Raw genomic sequence first — 16751 nt, forward strand, 5'->3', positions numbered from 1 at the left:
AGAAGAGAAGAACAGAAGAGAAGAGAACAGGAACGACCGTGGCCGACGAAGAGACCGTCCTCATCTGCCTGCCCTTCGCCGGGGCGGGTCCCTCCTTCTTCACGCCCTGGCAGAAGCTGGCCCCGGAGGGTCTGCGGATCCTCCCGGTGTCGCTGCCGGGCCGCGAGAAGCGGTTCCCCGAGCCCGCCCACACCTCGGCGGCCCCGGCCGTCGACGACGCGTACGCGCAGGTGACAGCGGCCCTCGGTGGAGAGGACGGGAGCGGCGGCCCGGTGGTCCTGTTCGGGCACAGCATGGGTGCGGTCCTCGCGTACGAACTGGCGCACCGGATCGAGCGGTCGGGCGGGCCGGTCCGCCTGGCCGCGCTCGTGGTCAGCGGTGCGCCCGGCCCGTGGACGCCGCGCACGGACCGGGCGGACGGGCTGCCCGACGAGGAGTTCGCCGCCCGGGTCCGGGCGTTCGCCGGGTACGACCACCCGGCGCTGGCCGACCCGGAGATGCGGGAGCTGCTGCTGCCGGCGCTCCGGGCGGACGTCCGGCTCCACGAGACGTATGTACCGTCCACGGAGCGGCCGTTGGGCGTCCCGGTCATCTCCGTCCGGGGGCGGGAGGACACCCTGGTCGGGGCGGCGGAGGCCGCCGAGTGGGGCCGGGCGACGACGGGGAAGCTGACCGTGGCCGAGCCGGCTGGCGGGCACATGTATCTCACCGAGCGGCCGGGCGAGCTGCTGGAGCTGGTGGCCGCCGAGGTGCGGGCGGCAAGGGGCCGGTGACGGGCGCCGGCGGCGGAACACCCGCCCGCTGCTGGGCTGATTCGACCGGCACCCGGAGGACCGCTGCCGGCTGGTCAACATGTACGGGATCACCGAGACCACGGTCCATGTCACGGCGGCCACGGTGACCCGCAGCGAGGCGCTCGCCGGTTCCCGGTCGGTGGGGCGGCCCCTGGTGGGCTGGTTGGACCGGGTCCTGGACACGTAAGGGCGGCCGGTGCCGCCGGGTGCGCCCGGGGAGATCCATGGGGGCGGGGCGGGCGTGGCGCTGGGGTATCCGAACCGGCCCACCCTGACCGCCGAACGCTTCGTCCCGCATCCCCTGGACCCGGCCGGGATCGGCCCGGACGACGGCTTCTGGGACCTGGGCGGCCATTCGCTGTACGCGATCCGGATCGGCACGCTCGCCCGGGTGACGAGAGGGCGACCGCACCGCGCCGGCCGCCCCCTCGCACGCGGTGGCTACACGAAGCGCTGGTTCGCGCCGCCGTCGCACGTCTGGAGCCTGAGCGGGTCCTTGGCCCCCGCCAGCGTCAGACACAGGCCGGTCGCGGCGGCCGGGCGGAGGGTGTCCGCCTGCCGGACGAACTTCTGGTTGGCCGCGCCCGAGCAGTCCCACACGACGAGCGTGGCGCCGGTGTCGTACTCGGCGCCCGGCACGTCCAGGCAGCGGTCGTGGCTGAGCGCGGTGCGGGCCGTCTGCGTACCGGCGTCGTACCACCAGTTCTGGTTGCGCCCGCCGTGGCAGTCCCAGCCGCCGATCGCCGTGCCGTTACGGGTGACCGAGGCGGGGACGTCCACGCAGGTCCCGGTCGCCTCGTTCCTGAGCGGGGTGAACAGGTCGTCGAAGGCCGCTCGCGTCAGGACCGGGTTCCCCGTGCTCGCCGGGTCGGCGCAGCCCGCCTCGCGCAGCCCGGAGTCGTACAGCTGGGTGAGGCAGGAGGCGAAGGCCCGGTGGCCGGCCGCGTTGGGGTGGAAGGACTGCCGGACGGAGTTCTCGTCGGGCAGCCCCGGCTTGCTCACGTCGATGAAGAGCCCGCGCGCCCAGGTGTTCTCGGTGCAGACCTCGTGGCCGTGGAAGAGCCGCGAGTTGTCGAGGTAGGTGGCTCCGGTGGCGGCGGCGGCCTTGCGCATGCCGACCTGGAAGGCGGGCACGGCGGTGTTGCGGCCCCAGGCGGTGTCGGAGTCGTAGCCGAGTCCGCCGCAGATGAGCTTGCCGGGGAACTTCGGGTTGTCGCGGAAGTCCGGGCCGATCGGGCTCGGGTAGCCCATCAGGACGAGCTTGTAGTCGCCGTCTCCGTACCCGGCGTCCGTCATGACGGTGCGCAGGTCGCGGACGGTCTGCTCGACCTTGGGGACCAGGGCGTCGACGCGGGCCTGCCAGCCGCCCGCGTACTTCGGTTCGCAGGGGCCCTGGAGGCTGATGTAGCGGACCACGCAGTCGGTCATGACCGGGCCGAACTGGAGGTCGTCGTTGGCCCCGGCGACCAGGACGATCATCTTGATCCGGGTGTTGCGGGCCTTGATCGCGAGGCTGTCGCTCTGCACGAGCTCATCGGCGTACTGCTTGTTTCCGCCGATCTTGATGTTTCCGGTATGGGCGCCGGAACACGAGACGTTGTACGTGACGTCCGCCGCGATGCCCGTGCGGTGGATGGCGGCGTCCGGTGAGCGGTGGCACCAGTTGTCCGGCCCGTTGGTGCCGGGGTCGTAGGTGCCGACGCCCTCGCCGGAGATCTCGCTGTCGCCGAGCGAGATCAGCCCGGTCCTGCGGTCGCCGAGCGGCCGCTCGGCGGGGCTCCCGTACAGCTGGGTGGCCTCGGCGGCCCGGACGGCTTCCAGCGCGGGCGGGAGAGGGGTGGATGCGATAGAGCTGGTACCCGACTCCGTCGCGCCCGCGGGGCCGGCGGCGGCCATACCGCCGACGGCGGCCGCGAGAGCGACTGCGGCCGCGACCGTACAGCGAAGCCGGCGAAGGCTTCCGAGCCCTCGAACTCTGGTGCTGGTGCGCCTCATTGCGCCTCCCGGTAGTGGTTACCCCCGGTATTTACTGGTCGGTAGGCGACTTGGGAATACATGGAACAAGAGAAGTGCTCATCTTTTTCAGGAGGTTTAAACACCATGGTCGACACGTCAGGTGACATGCCCGGTGGCAGCGGTTTCCGCATCGAGCACGACTCGATGGGTGAGGTGAAGGTCCCCGCGGGCGCCAAGTGGCGCGCCCAGACCCAGCGGGCGGTGGAGAACTTCCCCGTCTCCGGGCAGCGTCTGGAGCGGGCGCACATCGAGGCGCTGGCCCGGATCAAGGGCGCGGCGGCCAAGGTCAACGCCGAGCTGAAGGTGCTGGATCCGGACATCTCCGCCGCGATCCAGGAGGCCGCCGCCGAGGTCGCTTCGGGCCGCTGGGACGAGCACTTCCCGGTCGACGTGTTCCAGACGGGTTCGGGCACCTCGTCGAACATGAACACCAACGAGGTGATCGCCACCCTCGCCACCGAGCGCCTCGGCCGCGAGGTCCACCCCAACGACCATGTGAACGCCTCCCAGTCGTCCAACGACGTCTTCCCGTCCTCCATCCACATCGCGGCCACCGCCGCCGTCACCGCCGACCTGATCCCCGCCCTGGACCACCTGGCGGAATCCCTGGGGCGGAAATCGGCCGAATTCGCGGAGGTCGTGAAGTCCGGCCGTACGCATCTGATGGACGCCACCCCGGTCACCCTCGGCCAGGAGTTCGGCGGCTACGCGGCCCAGATCCGCTACGGCGTGGAGCGGCTGCGCGCCTCCCTCCCCCGGCTCGCCGAACTGCCGCTCGGCGGTACGGCGGTGGGCACCGGCATCAACACCCCGCCCGGCTTCTCCGCCGCCGTGATCGCGGAGGTCGCGGAGGCCACCGGGCTGCCGCTCACCGAGGCCCGCGACCACTTCGAGGCGCAGGGCGCGCGGGACGGGCTCGTGGAGACCTCGGGCCAGCTGCGGACCATCGCCGTCTCGCTGACGAAGATCTGCAACGATCTCCGGTGGATGGCGTCGGGCCCGCGCACCGGCCTCGCCGAGATCGCGCTGCCCGACCTCCAGCCCGGCTCCTCCATCATGCCGGGCAAGGTCAACCCGGTGATCCCCGAGGCGGTCCTGATGGTCGCCGCCCAGGTCACCGGCAACGACGCGACGGTCGCCACGGCCGGCGCCGCGGGCAACTTCGAGCTGAACGTCATGCTCCCGGTCATCGCGAAGAACCTGCTGGAGTCCGTACGGCTGCTGGCCAACGCCTCACGGCTGCTCGCCGACCGCACGGTCGACGGCATCATCGCCGACGTGGAGCGGGCCCGCGCCTACGCCGAGTCCTCGCCGTCCGTGGTGACCCCGCTGAACAAGTACCTCGGCTACGAGGAGGCGGCGAAGGTCGCCAAGAAGTCCCTCAAGGACGGGACGACGATCCGCGAGACGGTCCTGGCCTCGGGGTACGTCGAGCGCGGCGACCTGACGATGGAGCAGCTCGACGAGGCGCTGGACGTGCTGCGGATGACGCGCCCGTGAGCGCGGGGCGGGGCGCCGGGTGATCCCTGGGGGCCCGGCGCCGCCCGGGAGTGCCCGGTGCGATCTGAGAGTGTCCGGCGGACCGGGACCGGGCCGGGTGACCCGAGTCGCAGCGGGCCGGGGGAAGCCCTTCGTAAGATCCCTCCATGACAGGTACGGGAGAGTGCGCACGCTGGGCGCCGGGGGACCAGATCCTCTGGCGCTACCGCGACAACGGCCGGGCCCACCGGACGGCCGGCGTCCCGCCCGTGCACATCTGCCGTCCGGTGACCGTCGTCCAGGACACCGACGAGCTGCTCGCCGTCTGGATGGCGCCCGGCACCGAATGCGTGCGGCCGGTGCTGGCCGACGGCACCCAGGTGCACGCCGAGCCGCTGGCCACCCGCTACACCGCGCCGCGCACCACGGCCCGCTCGACCTGGTTCGGCTCAGGGGTGCTGAAGCTGGCCAGGCCCGGGGACCCGTGGTCGGTGTGGCTGTTCTGGGACCGGGGCTGGATGTTCCGCAACTGGTACGTGAATCTGGAGGAGCCCCGGACCCGGTGGTCCGGAGGGGTGGATTCCGAGGATCACTTTCTCGACATCTCCGTGAACCCCGACCGGAGCTGGAAATGGCTCGACGAGGACGAGTTCGCCCAGGCTCAGCGCGTCGGTCTCATGGACCCGGAGACCGCGGCCCGGGTCCGGGAGGCGGGCCGCGCGGCGGTCGAGGTGATCACCGGGTGGGGGGCGCCGTTCCGGGACGGCTGGGAGCACTGGCGGCCTGATCCCCGGTGGCAGGTGCCGCCGCTGCCGGATGACTGGGACCGCACCCCTGCCCGTATGCCGTCGTGAGACCCTGGAGAGACCCTTCGGGCGGTCCGGTCGGCAGGTCCGGTCGTACGGAGGGCTGATCGCCGCAACCAGCGGGCACCACACCGGAACTGACCACAAGTCACCACACCGGTCGCGCGGAGGGACGGGCCACGGACCCGGACGTTCCGCTCGGTCGCGGAAGCCACTACGAGGGGGTGGAGACGTGCACGCTGTCCGCTGCCCTCTCGCCGCGTCCGCCGCCGGAGGGGTCGCCTGTCGGCCATCTCCGAGACGCTCGGTTTCGGCCCCTTCATCGGGGGCATCCGGTGACAGCCGTTGTTCTTCCCGCGCTTGCCGGGGCACAGTAGCGCCCCACGAGGTGACTGCCTCATACAACCGGCCCGGACGGACGGAATCCCACGCGTGACGGAGCACCCCACCTCCCACGAAGGCCGGCAGCCTCTGGCGGCCCGGCAGCAGGAGCGCACCCGGCCCCGGCAGCAGGACGCCGCGGCCGCGGCCTCCGCTGCCGGGGTCCCGGCTCCGGCCGCGGCGCCGAACCCCGGTCCAGGAGCGGCCGCCGTCTCCGAGGCGCAGGCGGCCACCCGCCGCGAGGGCGACCGGCTGCGCTTCGTCGGCGCGGCGACCCGGCGGATCGCCCGGGGCATAGACCTGGACGAGATCGTCCTCGGGCTGTGCCGGGCCAGCGTGCCGACGTTCTCCGACGCGATCCTGGTCTATCTGCGCGACCCGCTCCCGGTGGGCGACGAGCGCCCGGTGAGCCCGTTCGTCCTGCGGCTGCGCCGCAGCGACCGGCTGCGCGTCAGCGGCGAGGAGGGCGGCGAGGCGTCCGGCTCCGAGACCGAGCGGCTGCGTCCGCTGATCCTCGACCCGCAGGCCGACCTGATGCCCGCCGCCGAGCTGTGCGAGGTGCGGGCGGGCGGTGCGCTGGCCGAGGTGCTGCGCGGGGTGCGGCCGGTCTTCGGCGACTCCGCGGCGGCGCGGGCCGCCCTGCCGGAGCTGCTCGGCCCCGGCCGGTCCGTCCCCACCGGGCACCGGGCGATCCTCGCCCCGCTGCGCGGCCGGCGCCGGGTCATCGGGGCCGCGGTGTTCGTGCGCGGCACCGAGCGCACCCCGTTCGAGGCCAGCGATCTGCTGGTCGCGGCGCAACTGGCGACGCACACCGCGCTCGGCATCGACAAGGCCGTGCTGTACGGGCGCGAGGCCTACATCGCCGACGAGTTGCAGCGCACGATGCTGCCCGACTCGCTCCCCCAGCCCACCGGCGTCCGGCTTGCCTCGCGCTACCTCCCGGCGGCCGAGACGGCCCGGGTCGGCGGGGACTGGTACGACGCGATCCCGCTGCCCGGCAGCCGGGTCGCGCTGGTCGTCGGCGATGTGATGGGCCACTCCATGACGTCGGCGGCGATCATGGGCCAGCTCCGGACGACGGCGCAGACCCTGGCGCAGCTCGACCTGCCGCCGCAGGAGGTCCTGCACCACCTGGACGAGCAGGCGCAGCGCCTGGGCAGCGACCGGATGGCGACCTGCCTGTACGCGGTCTACGATCCGGTCGCCCACCGGATCACCATCGCCAACGCCGGACACCCGCCGCCCGTGCTGCTGCACCTGGGCGGGCGGGCCGAGGTGCTGGTGGTGCCGCCGGGCGCCCCGATCGGGGTGGGCGGCGTCGACTTCGAGGCCGTCGAGCTGGACGCCCCGGCCGGCGCCACGCTGCTCCTCTACACCGACGGTCTGGTGGAGTCGCGGCTGCGGGACGTGTGGACGGGCATCGAGCAGCTGCGGGAGCGCCTCGCGGCGACCGCGCAGCTCACCGGCCCGGACCACTCGCCGCCGCTGGAGGCCCTCTGCGACGACGTGCTGGACATGCTCGGCCCGGGTGACCGGGACGACGACATCGCGCTGCTCGCCGCCCGCTTCGACGGGATCGCGCCGAGCGACGTGGCGTACTGGTACCTGGAGCCGGAGGACGCGGCTCCGGGCCGGGCCCGCCGGCTGGCCCGGCGGGCGCTGAGCCGCTGGGGCCTTGACGACCTGGCGGACGAGGTGGAGCTGCTGGTCAGCGAGGTCGTCACCAACGCGGTGCGCTATGCGGAGCGGCCGGTGACGCTGCGGCTGTTGCGGACCGACATCCTGCGCTGCGAGGTCGGCGACGACTCCCCGCAGCTGCCCCGGCAGCGCCGGGCGCGGGAGACGGACGAGGGCGGGCGCGGGCTGTTCCTGGTCAACCGGCTGGCCCGGCGGTGGGGGGCGACGCGCCTTTCGACGGGCAAGGTCGTCTGGTTCGAGATGGCGACCCGGGGGCAGTAACCGCCTCCGTCGCGAATCGGCCGACGGTATGCGTGTGGGGCGGGCCTCCGGGCCCGCCCCACACGCATACCGTCATGTCGTCCTGCCGTCAGTGGCTCACTCGCCGAGCAGTCCGTTGCCGCTCGGCCGTTCGCCCGGCCGGCCGTCGTCCTCCCCGGGCTGGGGCGGCACCTCCGGGCTCGTGGAGGGCGAGGTGGGGGGCGTGCTGCTGGGCGGAGGCGGCGGCGTCGACGACGACGGGGTGTCGCTGGGCGTCTCGCTCGGCGTCTCGGAGGGCCTGTCCGACGGGGACGGCTCCTCGGACGGGGTGGACTCCTCGGAGGGAGTGTCGGACGGCGTCGGCGGGGCGGGCACCTCGCCGCGTTCCACGTCCTGGAGGTCGAACGTCTTGTCGGACCCGCCGCCGAGGGCGCCGAGGGTGTAGTCGGCCCAGATCCTGGCCGGGAAGCCGCTGCCGCTGGCGCGGCCGGAGTTGGCCGTACCGGTCAGGGAGACCTGCTTGCGGCCGCCGTCGCCCTCGCCGAAGAGGGCCACGACCGTGGTCAGCTCCGGGGTGTACCCGGCGAACCAGGCCGACTTGTTGTCCTCGGAGGTGCCGGTCTTGGCCGCCGCGTCGTAGGCGGGGCTGTTGGCCGCGCCCCCGGAACCGGCGTCGACGACCCCGGTGAGCCCCTTGGTCACGGTGTCGGCCGAGGCGCGGCTGATGGCCTGCTCCCGCTTGGGCTTCTCGGCGTTCACCGTGCGGTCGCGGTGCTCGGCGGACTGGAGGATGTGCGGGGTGACCTTCCGGCCGTGGTTGTCGAGCGTGGCGTACACGCCGGCCATGTCCCAGGTCGAGGCGTTCATGGTGCCGAGAGTGACGGCGGGGCGCTCGGGGAAGTTCTTGTCCGGTACGCCGAGGGCGAGCGCGGTCTCCTTGACGGCGGCGGGCGTCACATCGACGATCATCTGCGCGAAGACGGAGTTGACCGAGCTGTTCAATGCCTTCTGGACGGAGACCGGACCGTAACTGCGGTCGTCCTGGTTCTGCGGGGCGAACGGGGTGTCGCTGCCGACGACGGGCCGCTTGCTGGTGCCGTCGTACACCGTGTTGAGCCCGATCAGGCTGCCGTCCTGCGTCTTCGACTCGTTCTCCAGGGCGGAGGCGAGCACCAGCGGCTTGAAGGTGGAGGCGGGCTGGTAGTCCTGGCGGGTGGCGTTGCTGATGTAGTGCTTGATGTAGTCCTCGCCGCCGTACAGGGCGACGACCTTGCCGGTCTTCGGGTCGACGGAGGTGGCGCCGGCCTGGACGGTGGCGTCGACCTTGTTGCCCTCGCGGTCGAGCTTGGACTCCAGCTGGTCGTCCACCGCCTTCTCCAGCGCCTTCTGGCGCTTCTTGTCGACGGTGAGGGTGAAGGTCCAGCCGCCCGCGTCGCGGTCGGCGGCGGAGACGCCCTGCTTGTCCAGCTCCTTGTTGGCGGCCTCGACGAGGTAGCCGGCCTGGCCCTCCATGCCCTGGGCGGGCTTGGGCTTCTGGGGGACGGGGAACTCCAGGCCGGCCTTCTCGGACTCGGTCAGCCACTTCATCTCGACCATGTTGCGCAGGGTGTAGGCCCAGCGCTCCTTGACCAGCTTCTTGCCGGTGTCGGTCGCGGTGTTCCAGTCGTACTGGCTGGGGGCCTGGAGGAGGGAGGCGAGGTAGGCGCCCTGGGAGACGTTCAGGTCCTTGGCGTCGACGCCGTAGTACGCCTGGGCGGCGGCCTGGATGCCGCTCGCGCCGCGCCCGTAGTAGGCGGTGTTGATGTACCCGGCGAGGATCTTCTCCTTGGACTCCTGCTGGTCGACCTTGAGCGAGATCACCAGCTCCTTGAGCTTGCGGCTCACGGTGGGGTCCTGCGTCAGGTAGAAGTTCTTCACGTACTGCTGGGTGATGGTCGAGCCACCCTGCTTGCCCTTGCCGCTGACGGTGTTGAGGAGGGCGCGGGTGGTGCCCTTCAGGTCGACGCCCTGGTCCTTGTAGAAGGACTTGTTCTCGGCGGCGACGAAGGCGTGCTGGACCTTCTGGGGCACCTCGTCCAGGTCGACGATCTGGCGGTTGACGCCCTTGCCGGTCCGGGCGAGGACCGTGCCGTCGCTGTACTGGTAGACGTTGCTCTGCCGCTCCGCCATGGCGTTGGCGGCGGGGACGTCGACGTACACGTAGAGCGCCCCGAAGGCTCCCATGCCCAGCAGGACGATCCCGAAGGCCGCGCCCAGCAGCTTCTTCCACGTGAAGAGTCTGCGTATGCCGCCGCTCTTCGGGGCCCGGCGCGACTCCCGCGCCTGGGCTCGTCGCGCATCCGCTCGACCCATTGGTGTGTTGCTCCCGCTTCTCTGCTCGACCGGCTCGCTCGGTTTCCTCAGTTCGCTCAGACCTGCCAGCTAACACCGCCGACGGGGACAAAAGACAAGCGATCCGGTCTTTTACGGACGTGAGAATCAGCACCCGTTCCCTAGGAACCGACTCCCCAGAGGTGGACAAGGTTGCGAGAACCATTAATGTGTAATCACATTGATAGCGCGGCACGAGACCGCGCCGAACGGGGGATCCCATGACCGCACAGCACGACGACCACCGCCTGGGCGCACCGGCCGACGATCTCGCGATCGACGCCCCCGACCTGCCCGCACCCCAGGTCAGGGAGGTCACCGCACACTCCATCCCGGGCGGCGTCGGTCTGCTTTTGACCGTCGTCGGGGTGTTCGCCGGAGTCGGTCTCGCCATCGTCGGCGGGGTGATCGGGGCCGGCGGGAACAACGCGGTCGGCGTCCCGCTCTTCATCGCCGGGGTGCTCGTGGTGATCACCTCGTTCTTCTGCATGAGCGGTGTGAAGATGGTCGCTCCGGGCGAGGCCCGGGTGATCCAGCTCTTCGGCCGGTACGTCGGCACCATCCGCGCCGACGGGCTCCGCTGGATCAACCCGCTCACCTCCAGCCGCAAGATCTCCACCCGTGTCCGCAACCACGAGACCGCCGTCCTCAAGGTCAACGACGCCTACGGCAACCCGATCGAGCTGGCCTCGATCGTCGTGTGGAAGGTCGAGGACACCGCCCAGGCGCTCTTCGAGGTCGACGACTTCCTGGAGTTCGTCGCCACCCAGACCGAGGCGGCCGTACGGCACATCGCCATCGAGTACCCGTACGACGCCCACGAGGAGGACGGCCTCTCCCTGCGGGGCAACGCGGAGGAGATCACCGAGAAGCTGGCCGTCGAGCTGACCGCCCGGGTGAAGGCCGCCGGCGTCCTGATCATCGAGTCGCGCTTCAGCCACCTCGCGTACGCCCCCGAGATCGCCTCCGCCATGCTCCAGCGCCAGCAGGCCGGCGCGGTCGTCGCGGCCCGCCAGCAGATCGTCGAGGGCGCGGTGGGCATGGTCGAGATGGCCCTGGCCCGGATCGCCGAGCAGGACATCGTGGAGCTGGACTCCGAGCGGAAGGCGGCCATGGTCAGCAATCTGATGGTGGTGCTGTGCGGTGACCGCGCGGCCCAGCCGGTCCTCAACACGGGCTCCCTCTACCAGTGACCGACCAGACGCCTCCCCCGCGGACACCCGCGTCCCGGTCGCGGCAGCGCAAGCAGATGCTGCTGCGGCTGGACCCCGCGGTGCACGACGCACTCGCCCGCTGGGCCGCCGACGAACTGCGCAGCGCCAACGCGCAGATCGAGTTCCTGCTGCGCCGGGCGCTCGCGGAGGCGGGCCGGCTGCCGGGGGCCGCGCGTCCGATCGCCCGCCGGGGGCGGCCGCCCAAACAGCCGCCGGAGGGGCCGGCAGGCCCGCCGGAGCCCGGAGCGAGCACACCGTAGGGCGACGCTCCGCTGCCGGGGGCGAGCGCGCCGCAACCCCCGGGAGCGACCGCCCAAGGCACCCCGTAGCACCTCGACCCCGGTCCCGCCCAAGGGCCGGGGTCGCTTTCCGGACGCGTATACACGGCAGGTATACACACCGTGTACAGTTCCGCTCATGTCTATCGGTCACACCCTCCTCGGGCTCCTGGAGTCCGGCCCCCGACACGGCTACGACCTGAAGCGGACCTTCGACGAGAAGTTCGGCCAGGACCGCCCGCTCCACTACGGCCAGGTCTATTCGACGATGTCCCGGCTCCTGAAGAACGGACTCGTCGAGGTCGACGGCGTCGAAAGCGAAGGAGGCCCCGAGCGCAAGCGGTACGCCATCACCGACGCCGGGATCACCGATGTCTCGCACTGGCTGGCCCAGCCCGAGAAGCCGGAGCCCTACCTCCAGTCGACGCTCTACACCAAGGTCGTCCTGGCGCTCCTGACCGGCCGCAGCGCGGCCGATCTGCTGGACACCCAGCGCTCGGCGCACCTGCGGATGATGCGCGTCCTCACCGACCGCAAGCGCAAGGGCGACCTCGCCGACCAGTTGATCTGCGACCACGCCCTGTTCCACCTGGAAGCCGATCTGCGCTGGCTGGAACTGACCTCCGCCCGTCTCGACCAGCTCGCCAAGGTGGTGGCCCCGTGATTCCCGCAGGCTCCCTTCTCGCCGCGCACGGTCTGCGCAAGACCTACGGCTCGACGCCCGCCCTGGACGGCGCGTCGTTCTCCGTGCACCCCGGTGAGGTCGTCGCCGTGATGGGCCCCTCCGGCTCCGGCAAGTCGACCCTGCTGCACTGCCTGGCCGGGATCATCACGCCCGACTCCGGCACCATCACCTACGCGGGCCGCGAGCTGTCCGCGATGTCGGACGCCGAGCGCAGCGCCCTGCGGCGCAGCGACTTCGGCTTCGTCTTCCAGTTCGGCCAGCTCGTCCCGGAGCTGACCTGTGTGGAGAACGTCGCCCTGCCGCTGCGGCTGAACGGCGTCAGGCGCAAGGCCGCCGAGCGCACCGCCCTGGAGTGGATGGAGCGCCTGGAGGTCGACGGCCTCGGGGCCAAGCGTCCCGGCGAGGTCTCCGGCGGACAAGGCCAGCGGGTCGCCGTGGCCCGTGCGCTGGCGGCGTCGCCGAAGGTGATCTTCGCCGACGAGCCGACCGGCGCGCTGGACTCCCTCAACGGCGAGCGGGTGATGGAGCTGCTCACCGAGGCCGCCCGTTCCGCCAACGTCGCCGTGGTTCTGGTGACCCACGAGGCCCGCGTCGCCGCCTACTCCGACCGTGACGTCACCGTGCGCGACGGCCGGGCCCGCGACATGGAGCACGCCGTATGACGCTGCTCGAAGAGAAGCGGCCCGTGGCGCCACCGCGTCCGGCAGCGCCCTCGCGGGGCGCGGTGACCCTCCGCGACCTCGGCCTCGGCATCCGGTTCGCCGCCGCCGGGGGCCGCGAGGGCTGGGTCCGTACGCTGCTGACCGCCGTCGGCGTCGGCCTCGGCGTCGCCCTCCTGCTGCTCGCCTCCTCCGTACCGCATCTGCTCGACGAGCGGAACGCGCGCGACCAGACCCGCAGCGAGGCCCGGATCTCCGACTTCCCCGACGCGAACGCCCCGAAGTCGGACAGCTCGGTGCTGCGGATCGACACGTCCACCGAGTACCACGACCGGACCGTCTCGGGCTATCTGATGCGCCCCGACGGCTCGAAGCCCGTCCTGCCTCCGGGGCTCGACCGCTTCCCCGCACCGGACACGATGGTCGTCTCCCCCGCCCTGCGGGAGCTGCTCGACGAGCCCGGCAACGAGCTGCTGCGGGAGCGGCTGCCGTACAGGATCACCGGCACGGTCGGGGACGCCGGGCTGCTCTCCCCCGGTGAACTCCTCTACTACGCGGGCAGCGACACCCTGACGCCGGCCAACGGCGGCCACCGGATCGCCGCGTACGGCGACGAGCGCCAGGGCGTTCCCCTCCCGCCCCTGCTGATCGTGCTCGTCATCATGGTCTGCGTCGTGCTGCTGGCCCCGGTCGCGATCTTCATCGCCACCGCCGTGCGCTTCGGCGGCGACCGGCGCGACCGGCGGCTGGCCGCGCTGCGCCTGGTCGGCGCGGACATCCGGACGACCCGGCGGATCGCCGCCGGGGAGGCGCTGTTCGGCGCGCTGCTCGGGCTGCTGTTCGGCCTGACGTTCTTCCTGGTGGGCCGGCAGTTCGTCGGCGCGGTGGAGATCTGGGACGTCAGCGCGTTCCCGGCCGACCTGGCGCCCGACCTCCGACTGGCGTCGCTGATCGCGGTGGCCGTGCCGCTGACGGCGGTCCTCGTCACCCTGGTGGCGATGCGGTCCGTGGTGATCGAGCCGCTCGGCGTCGTGCGCCGGGGGCGCGAGCGGGGACGCCGCCTGTGGTGGCGGCTGCCGGTGCCGCTGGCGGGTCTCGTGGTGCTCGCGCTCTGGGGCCGGGTCGAGGAGTACGCCCCGGTGAACCCGTTCCCGATCACCGCGGGCGCCGTGCTGGTGCTGTTCGGGCTCGCCCTGCTGCTGCCCTGGCTGGTCGAGGCGTGTGTGCACCGGCTGCGCGGCGGCCCGGTGCCCTGGCAGCTCGCCACCCGCAGGCTCCAGTTGAGCAGCGGGGCCGCGTCCCGCGCGGTCAGCGGGGTCACCGTGGCGGTGGCGGGGGCGGTCGCCCTCCAGATGCTGTTCGCCTCGATGAACGCCGACTTCAACCGGATGACCGGCCAGGACCCGACGCGGGCCCAGTTCGCCGGGTACTCCGAGGACGTCACCGGCGAGGCTGCCACCTCGGCCGTCGAGCAGTTCCGCGCCACCAAGGGCGTGGAGGTGGTCATCGGATCGGTGGCGGCGTACGCGTCCAAGCCCGGCGTCTACGCCGACGAGGACGTGCAGCCCACCACCTCGCTGACCGTCGGCACCTGCGAGACCCTGCGCGAGCTGGCCCGGATCGACGCCTGCGTGGACGGCGACACGTTCGTCGTCCACCCGCCGGGCGACAAGGACATGACCGCCTGGATCGACGAGACCGCCCGCAAGGGCGAGGAGGTCGAGATCGGCTACGGGAACAAGCTGGTGCGGTGGACGCTGCCCGCCGGCTCCCCGACCGTGCAGGGCCGCGAGGACCCGATGGGCGAGACCCACTACGGGATCATGGCCACCACCGGTGCGATCGACGCGGGCAAGCTGCCCGGAGCGACGATCACCAGCCAGATCCGGGTCGACCGGAGCGTGCCGGACGTCGCCGAGCACGTACGCAACACGGCGGCCAGGATCGATCCCGGAATGCGCTTCGTCACGATCCAGTCGGTGGAGCGCGACCGCCAGTACGCCAGCATCCAGACCGGACTCCAGGTGGGCGCGAGCGCGGTGCTGCTGCTGATCGCCCTGTCGATGCTGGTCTCCCAGGTGGAGCAGTTGCGTGAGCGCAGGCGGCTGTTGTCGGTGCTCGTCGCCTTCGGCACCCGGCGCTCCACGCTCGGCTGGTCGGTGCTGTGGCAGACCGCCGTGCCGGTGGCGCTCGGTCTGGCGGTGGCGGTCGCGGGCGGCCTGGGCCTCGGGGCGATGCTCGTCCGCCTGATCGAGAAGGAGGTCTCCGACTGGTGGCTGTTCTGGCCGATGGCGGGGGTCGGGGGCGCGCTGATCCTGCTGGTCACCCTGTTGTCGCTGCCGCCGCTGTGGCGCATGATGCGCCCGGACGGACTGCGCACCGAGTGACACCCGCCTGATCCGCGTACGGCCGGGGCTCCTGGGAACAGGGGCCCCGGCCGTACGCGCGCTCTCAAACGCCCTCCGCCACCAGCCGCACCGGCAGCGGCTCCATCGCCTCGCGCAGGGCGGCCGCGAGCTCCTCGAACTCGCCGCCCCGCGCCGACCCCGTCCGCATCGCCAGCGCCACCCGCCGGGTGGGCGCCGGCTCCGCGAAGTACCCGGTGGACAGCGCCTCGTTGCGGCCGGTCTCGACCGTCACCGCGGTCCGGGGCAGCAGCGTCACCCCGAGCCCGCCGGCCACCAGCTGGACCAGGGTGGAGAGCCCGGCGGCGGTCGTGGTCACCGGCGCGCCCTCGGTGCGGCCCGCCTCACGGCAGATGTCCAGGGCCTGGTCGCGCAGGCAGTGCCCCTCGTCCAGGAGCAGCAGCGGCAGTTCGCGCAGCGCGTCGCGCGGGATGTCCGCCCGCCCGCCGAGCCAGTGGTCCTGCTCCATGACCAGCACGAAGTCCTCGTCGAAGAGCGGGATCTCGGTCACTCCCGGCACTCCGAGCGGCACGGCGAGCAGCAGCAGGTCCAGCCGCCCGGCGGCGAGCCCTTCGAGCAGCGAGGAGGTCTGCTCCTCGTGCACCTGGAGGTCGAGGTCCGCGTAACGCTCGTGGACGAGGCGGAGCACGGTGGGCAGCAGGTACGGGGCGACGGTCGGGATCACGCCGAGCCGGAGCACTCCGGTGAACGGGGCCCGGACCGCCTCCGCCTCCTCCATCAGCGCGGCGACGGCCTCCAGCACCGCTCCGGCCCGCACCGCGAGCCGTTCCCCCGCGGGTGAGAGCAGCACCTTGCGCGTCGTACGCTCGATGAGCTGGACACCCAGTGCCTCCTCCAGGGTGGACACCGCTCCGGAGAGTGCGGGCTGACTCATCCCGATTGCTGCCGCCGCGTCCCGGAAGTGCAGATGCTCCGCCACCGCCGTGAAGGCACGCAGCTGCGACAGGCTCGGCTGCTTGCCGGCCGGCTTACCGGACTGCTTGGGGCGTATGCCCTGATTACCCTGGCCCACTGATAGGCACCTCCGATCATCTCGACCGAGTGTAGCTATTTCCGTGATCAATGCACTCTGTGCCATGGTGGGGTTCGTCCAACCCTCAGGAACGCCCCCAAAAGGGGAATTCCAGACGTTGCAAGGAGAGCGCGTGCTCACTGTCGGTGACAAGTTCCCCGAGTTCGACCTGACTGCTTGTGTTTCGCTGGAGAGCGGCAAGGAGTTCGAGCAGATCAACCACAAGACCTACGAGGGCAAGTGGAAGATCGTCTTCGCGTGGCCGAAGGACTTCACCTTCGTGTGCCCCACCGAGATCGCCGCCTTCGGCAAGCTGAACGAGGAGTTCGCGGACCGCGACGCCCAGGTCCTCGGCTTCTCCGGTGACTCCGAGTTCGTGCACCACGCCTGGCGCAAGGACCACCCGGACCTGACCGACCTGCCCTTCCCGATGCTGGCCGACTCGAAGCACGAGCTCATGCGTGACCTCGGCATCGAGGGCGAGGACGGCTTCGCCCAGCGCGCCGTCTTCATCGTCGACCAGAACAACGAGATCCAGTTCACGATGGTGACCGCCGGTTCCGTGGGCCGTAACCCCAAGGAGGTCCTGCGGGTCCTCGACGCCCTGCAGACCGACGAGCTGTGCCCGTGCAACTGGACCAAGGGCGAGAACACCCTCGACCCCGTCGCGCTCCTCTCGGGCGAGTGAGCTGA

General features: G+C 71.8%; 13 protein-coding genes and 1 pseudogene. 11 read left to right on the forward strand and 3 right to left on the reverse strand.

Features of this window, described 5'->3' with window-relative positions; all coding sequences use genetic code 11:
- The first annotated feature begins 38 nt into the window (after positions 1-38).
- Positions 39-773, forward strand: coding sequence for a thioesterase II family protein (locus N7925_RS11715; protein WP_265599597.1), 735 nt, complete (start codon positions 39-41; stop codon positions 771-773).
- A gap of 40 nt (positions 774-813) precedes the next feature.
- A pseudogene (locus tag N7925_RS11720) lies at positions 814-1110 on the forward strand (AMP-binding protein); the annotation flags it as partial.
- A gap of 125 nt (positions 1111-1235) precedes the next feature.
- Here the strand turns inward: N7925_RS11720 and N7925_RS11725 are convergent.
- The gene (locus N7925_RS11725) at positions 1236-2789 is read right to left on the reverse strand and encodes a ricin-type beta-trefoil lectin domain protein (RefSeq protein WP_265599598.1); all 1554 of its coding nucleotides are present in this window, start codon (positions 2787-2789) and stop codon (positions 1236-1238) included.
- 105 nt (positions 2790-2894) lie between these two features.
- On the opposite strand from N7925_RS11725, the gene N7925_RS11730 reads away from it, so the two are divergent.
- The 3 genes from N7925_RS11730 (at position 2895) to N7925_RS11740 (ending at position 7435) form a co-directional block, all read left to right on the forward strand.
- On the forward strand, positions 2895-4310 hold the full coding sequence (locus tag N7925_RS11730) for a class II fumarate hydratase (protein ID WP_265599599.1): 1416 nt from the start codon (positions 2895-2897) through the stop codon (positions 4308-4310).
- Positions 4311-4456: 146 nt separating this feature from the next.
- Complete coding sequence (fomD, locus tag N7925_RS11735; RefSeq protein WP_265599600.1) at positions 4457-5143, forward strand: cytidylyl-2-hydroxypropylphosphonate hydrolase; 687 nt, start codon at positions 4457-4459, stop codon at positions 5141-5143.
- Positions 5144-5527: 384 nt separating this feature from the next.
- A complete protein-coding gene (locus N7925_RS11740; protein WP_265599601.1) occupies positions 5528-7435 on the forward strand; it encodes an ATP-binding SpoIIE family protein phosphatase in 1908 nt (635 codons plus the stop codon).
- Positions 7436-7531: 96 nt separating this feature from the next.
- On the opposite strand, the gene N7925_RS11745 is transcribed toward N7925_RS11740, so the two are convergent.
- A complete protein-coding gene (locus N7925_RS11745) occupies positions 7532-9766 on the reverse strand; it encodes a transglycosylase domain-containing protein (RefSeq protein WP_265599602.1) in 2235 nt (744 codons plus the stop codon).
- A gap of 239 nt (positions 9767-10005) precedes the next feature.
- Here N7925_RS11745 and N7925_RS11750 point away from each other — a divergent pair, with 239 nt between their 5' ends.
- From N7925_RS11750 to N7925_RS11770, 5 genes are all read left to right on the forward strand, one after another.
- Positions 10006-10977 carry an SPFH domain-containing protein gene (locus N7925_RS11750; protein WP_274343825.1) on the forward strand — a complete coding sequence of 324 codons (972 nt, stop codon included), beginning with the start codon at positions 10006-10008 and terminating at the stop codon, positions 10975-10977.
- The gene (locus N7925_RS11755; RefSeq protein ID WP_274343826.1) at positions 10974-11258 is read left to right on the forward strand and encodes a hypothetical protein; all 285 of its coding nucleotides are present in this window, start codon (positions 10974-10976) and stop codon (positions 11256-11258) included. Before N7925_RS11750 ends, N7925_RS11755 begins: the two co-directional genes overlap by 4 nt.
- Positions 11259-11415: 157 nt before the next feature.
- A complete protein-coding gene (locus N7925_RS11760; RefSeq protein ID WP_018956160.1) occupies positions 11416-11940 on the forward strand; it encodes a PadR family transcriptional regulator in 525 nt (174 codons plus the stop codon).
- A complete protein-coding gene (locus tag N7925_RS11765) occupies positions 11937-12623 on the forward strand; it encodes an ABC transporter ATP-binding protein (RefSeq protein WP_274343827.1) in 687 nt (228 codons plus the stop codon). Before N7925_RS11760 ends, N7925_RS11765 begins: the two co-directional genes overlap by 4 nt.
- Positions 12620-15007 carry an ABC transporter permease gene (locus tag N7925_RS11770; RefSeq protein WP_274343828.1) on the forward strand — a complete coding sequence of 796 codons (2388 nt, stop codon included), beginning with the start codon at positions 12620-12622 and terminating at the stop codon, positions 15005-15007. The genes N7925_RS11765 and N7925_RS11770 overlap by 4 nt, the downstream gene beginning before the upstream one ends.
- A 64-nt stretch (positions 15008-15071) precedes the next feature.
- On the opposite strand, the gene N7925_RS11775 is transcribed toward N7925_RS11770, so the two are convergent.
- Positions 15072-16058, reverse strand: coding sequence for a hydrogen peroxide-inducible genes activator (locus tag N7925_RS11775; protein ID WP_274343829.1), 987 nt, complete (start codon positions 16056-16058; stop codon positions 15072-15074).
- A 133-nt stretch (positions 16059-16191) separates the two neighbouring features.
- On the opposite strand from N7925_RS11775, the gene N7925_RS11780 reads away from it, so the two are divergent.
- Positions 16192-16746, forward strand: coding sequence for a peroxiredoxin (locus N7925_RS11780; protein WP_007452441.1), 555 nt, complete (start codon positions 16192-16194; stop codon positions 16744-16746).
- Positions 16747-16751: the final 5 nt, after the last annotated feature.

It is taken from the genome of Streptomyces sp. CA-278952, from assembly GCF_028747205.1.
In the GTDB taxonomy this organism is placed as follows: Bacteria; Actinomycetota; Actinomycetes; order Streptomycetales; family Streptomycetaceae; genus Streptomyces.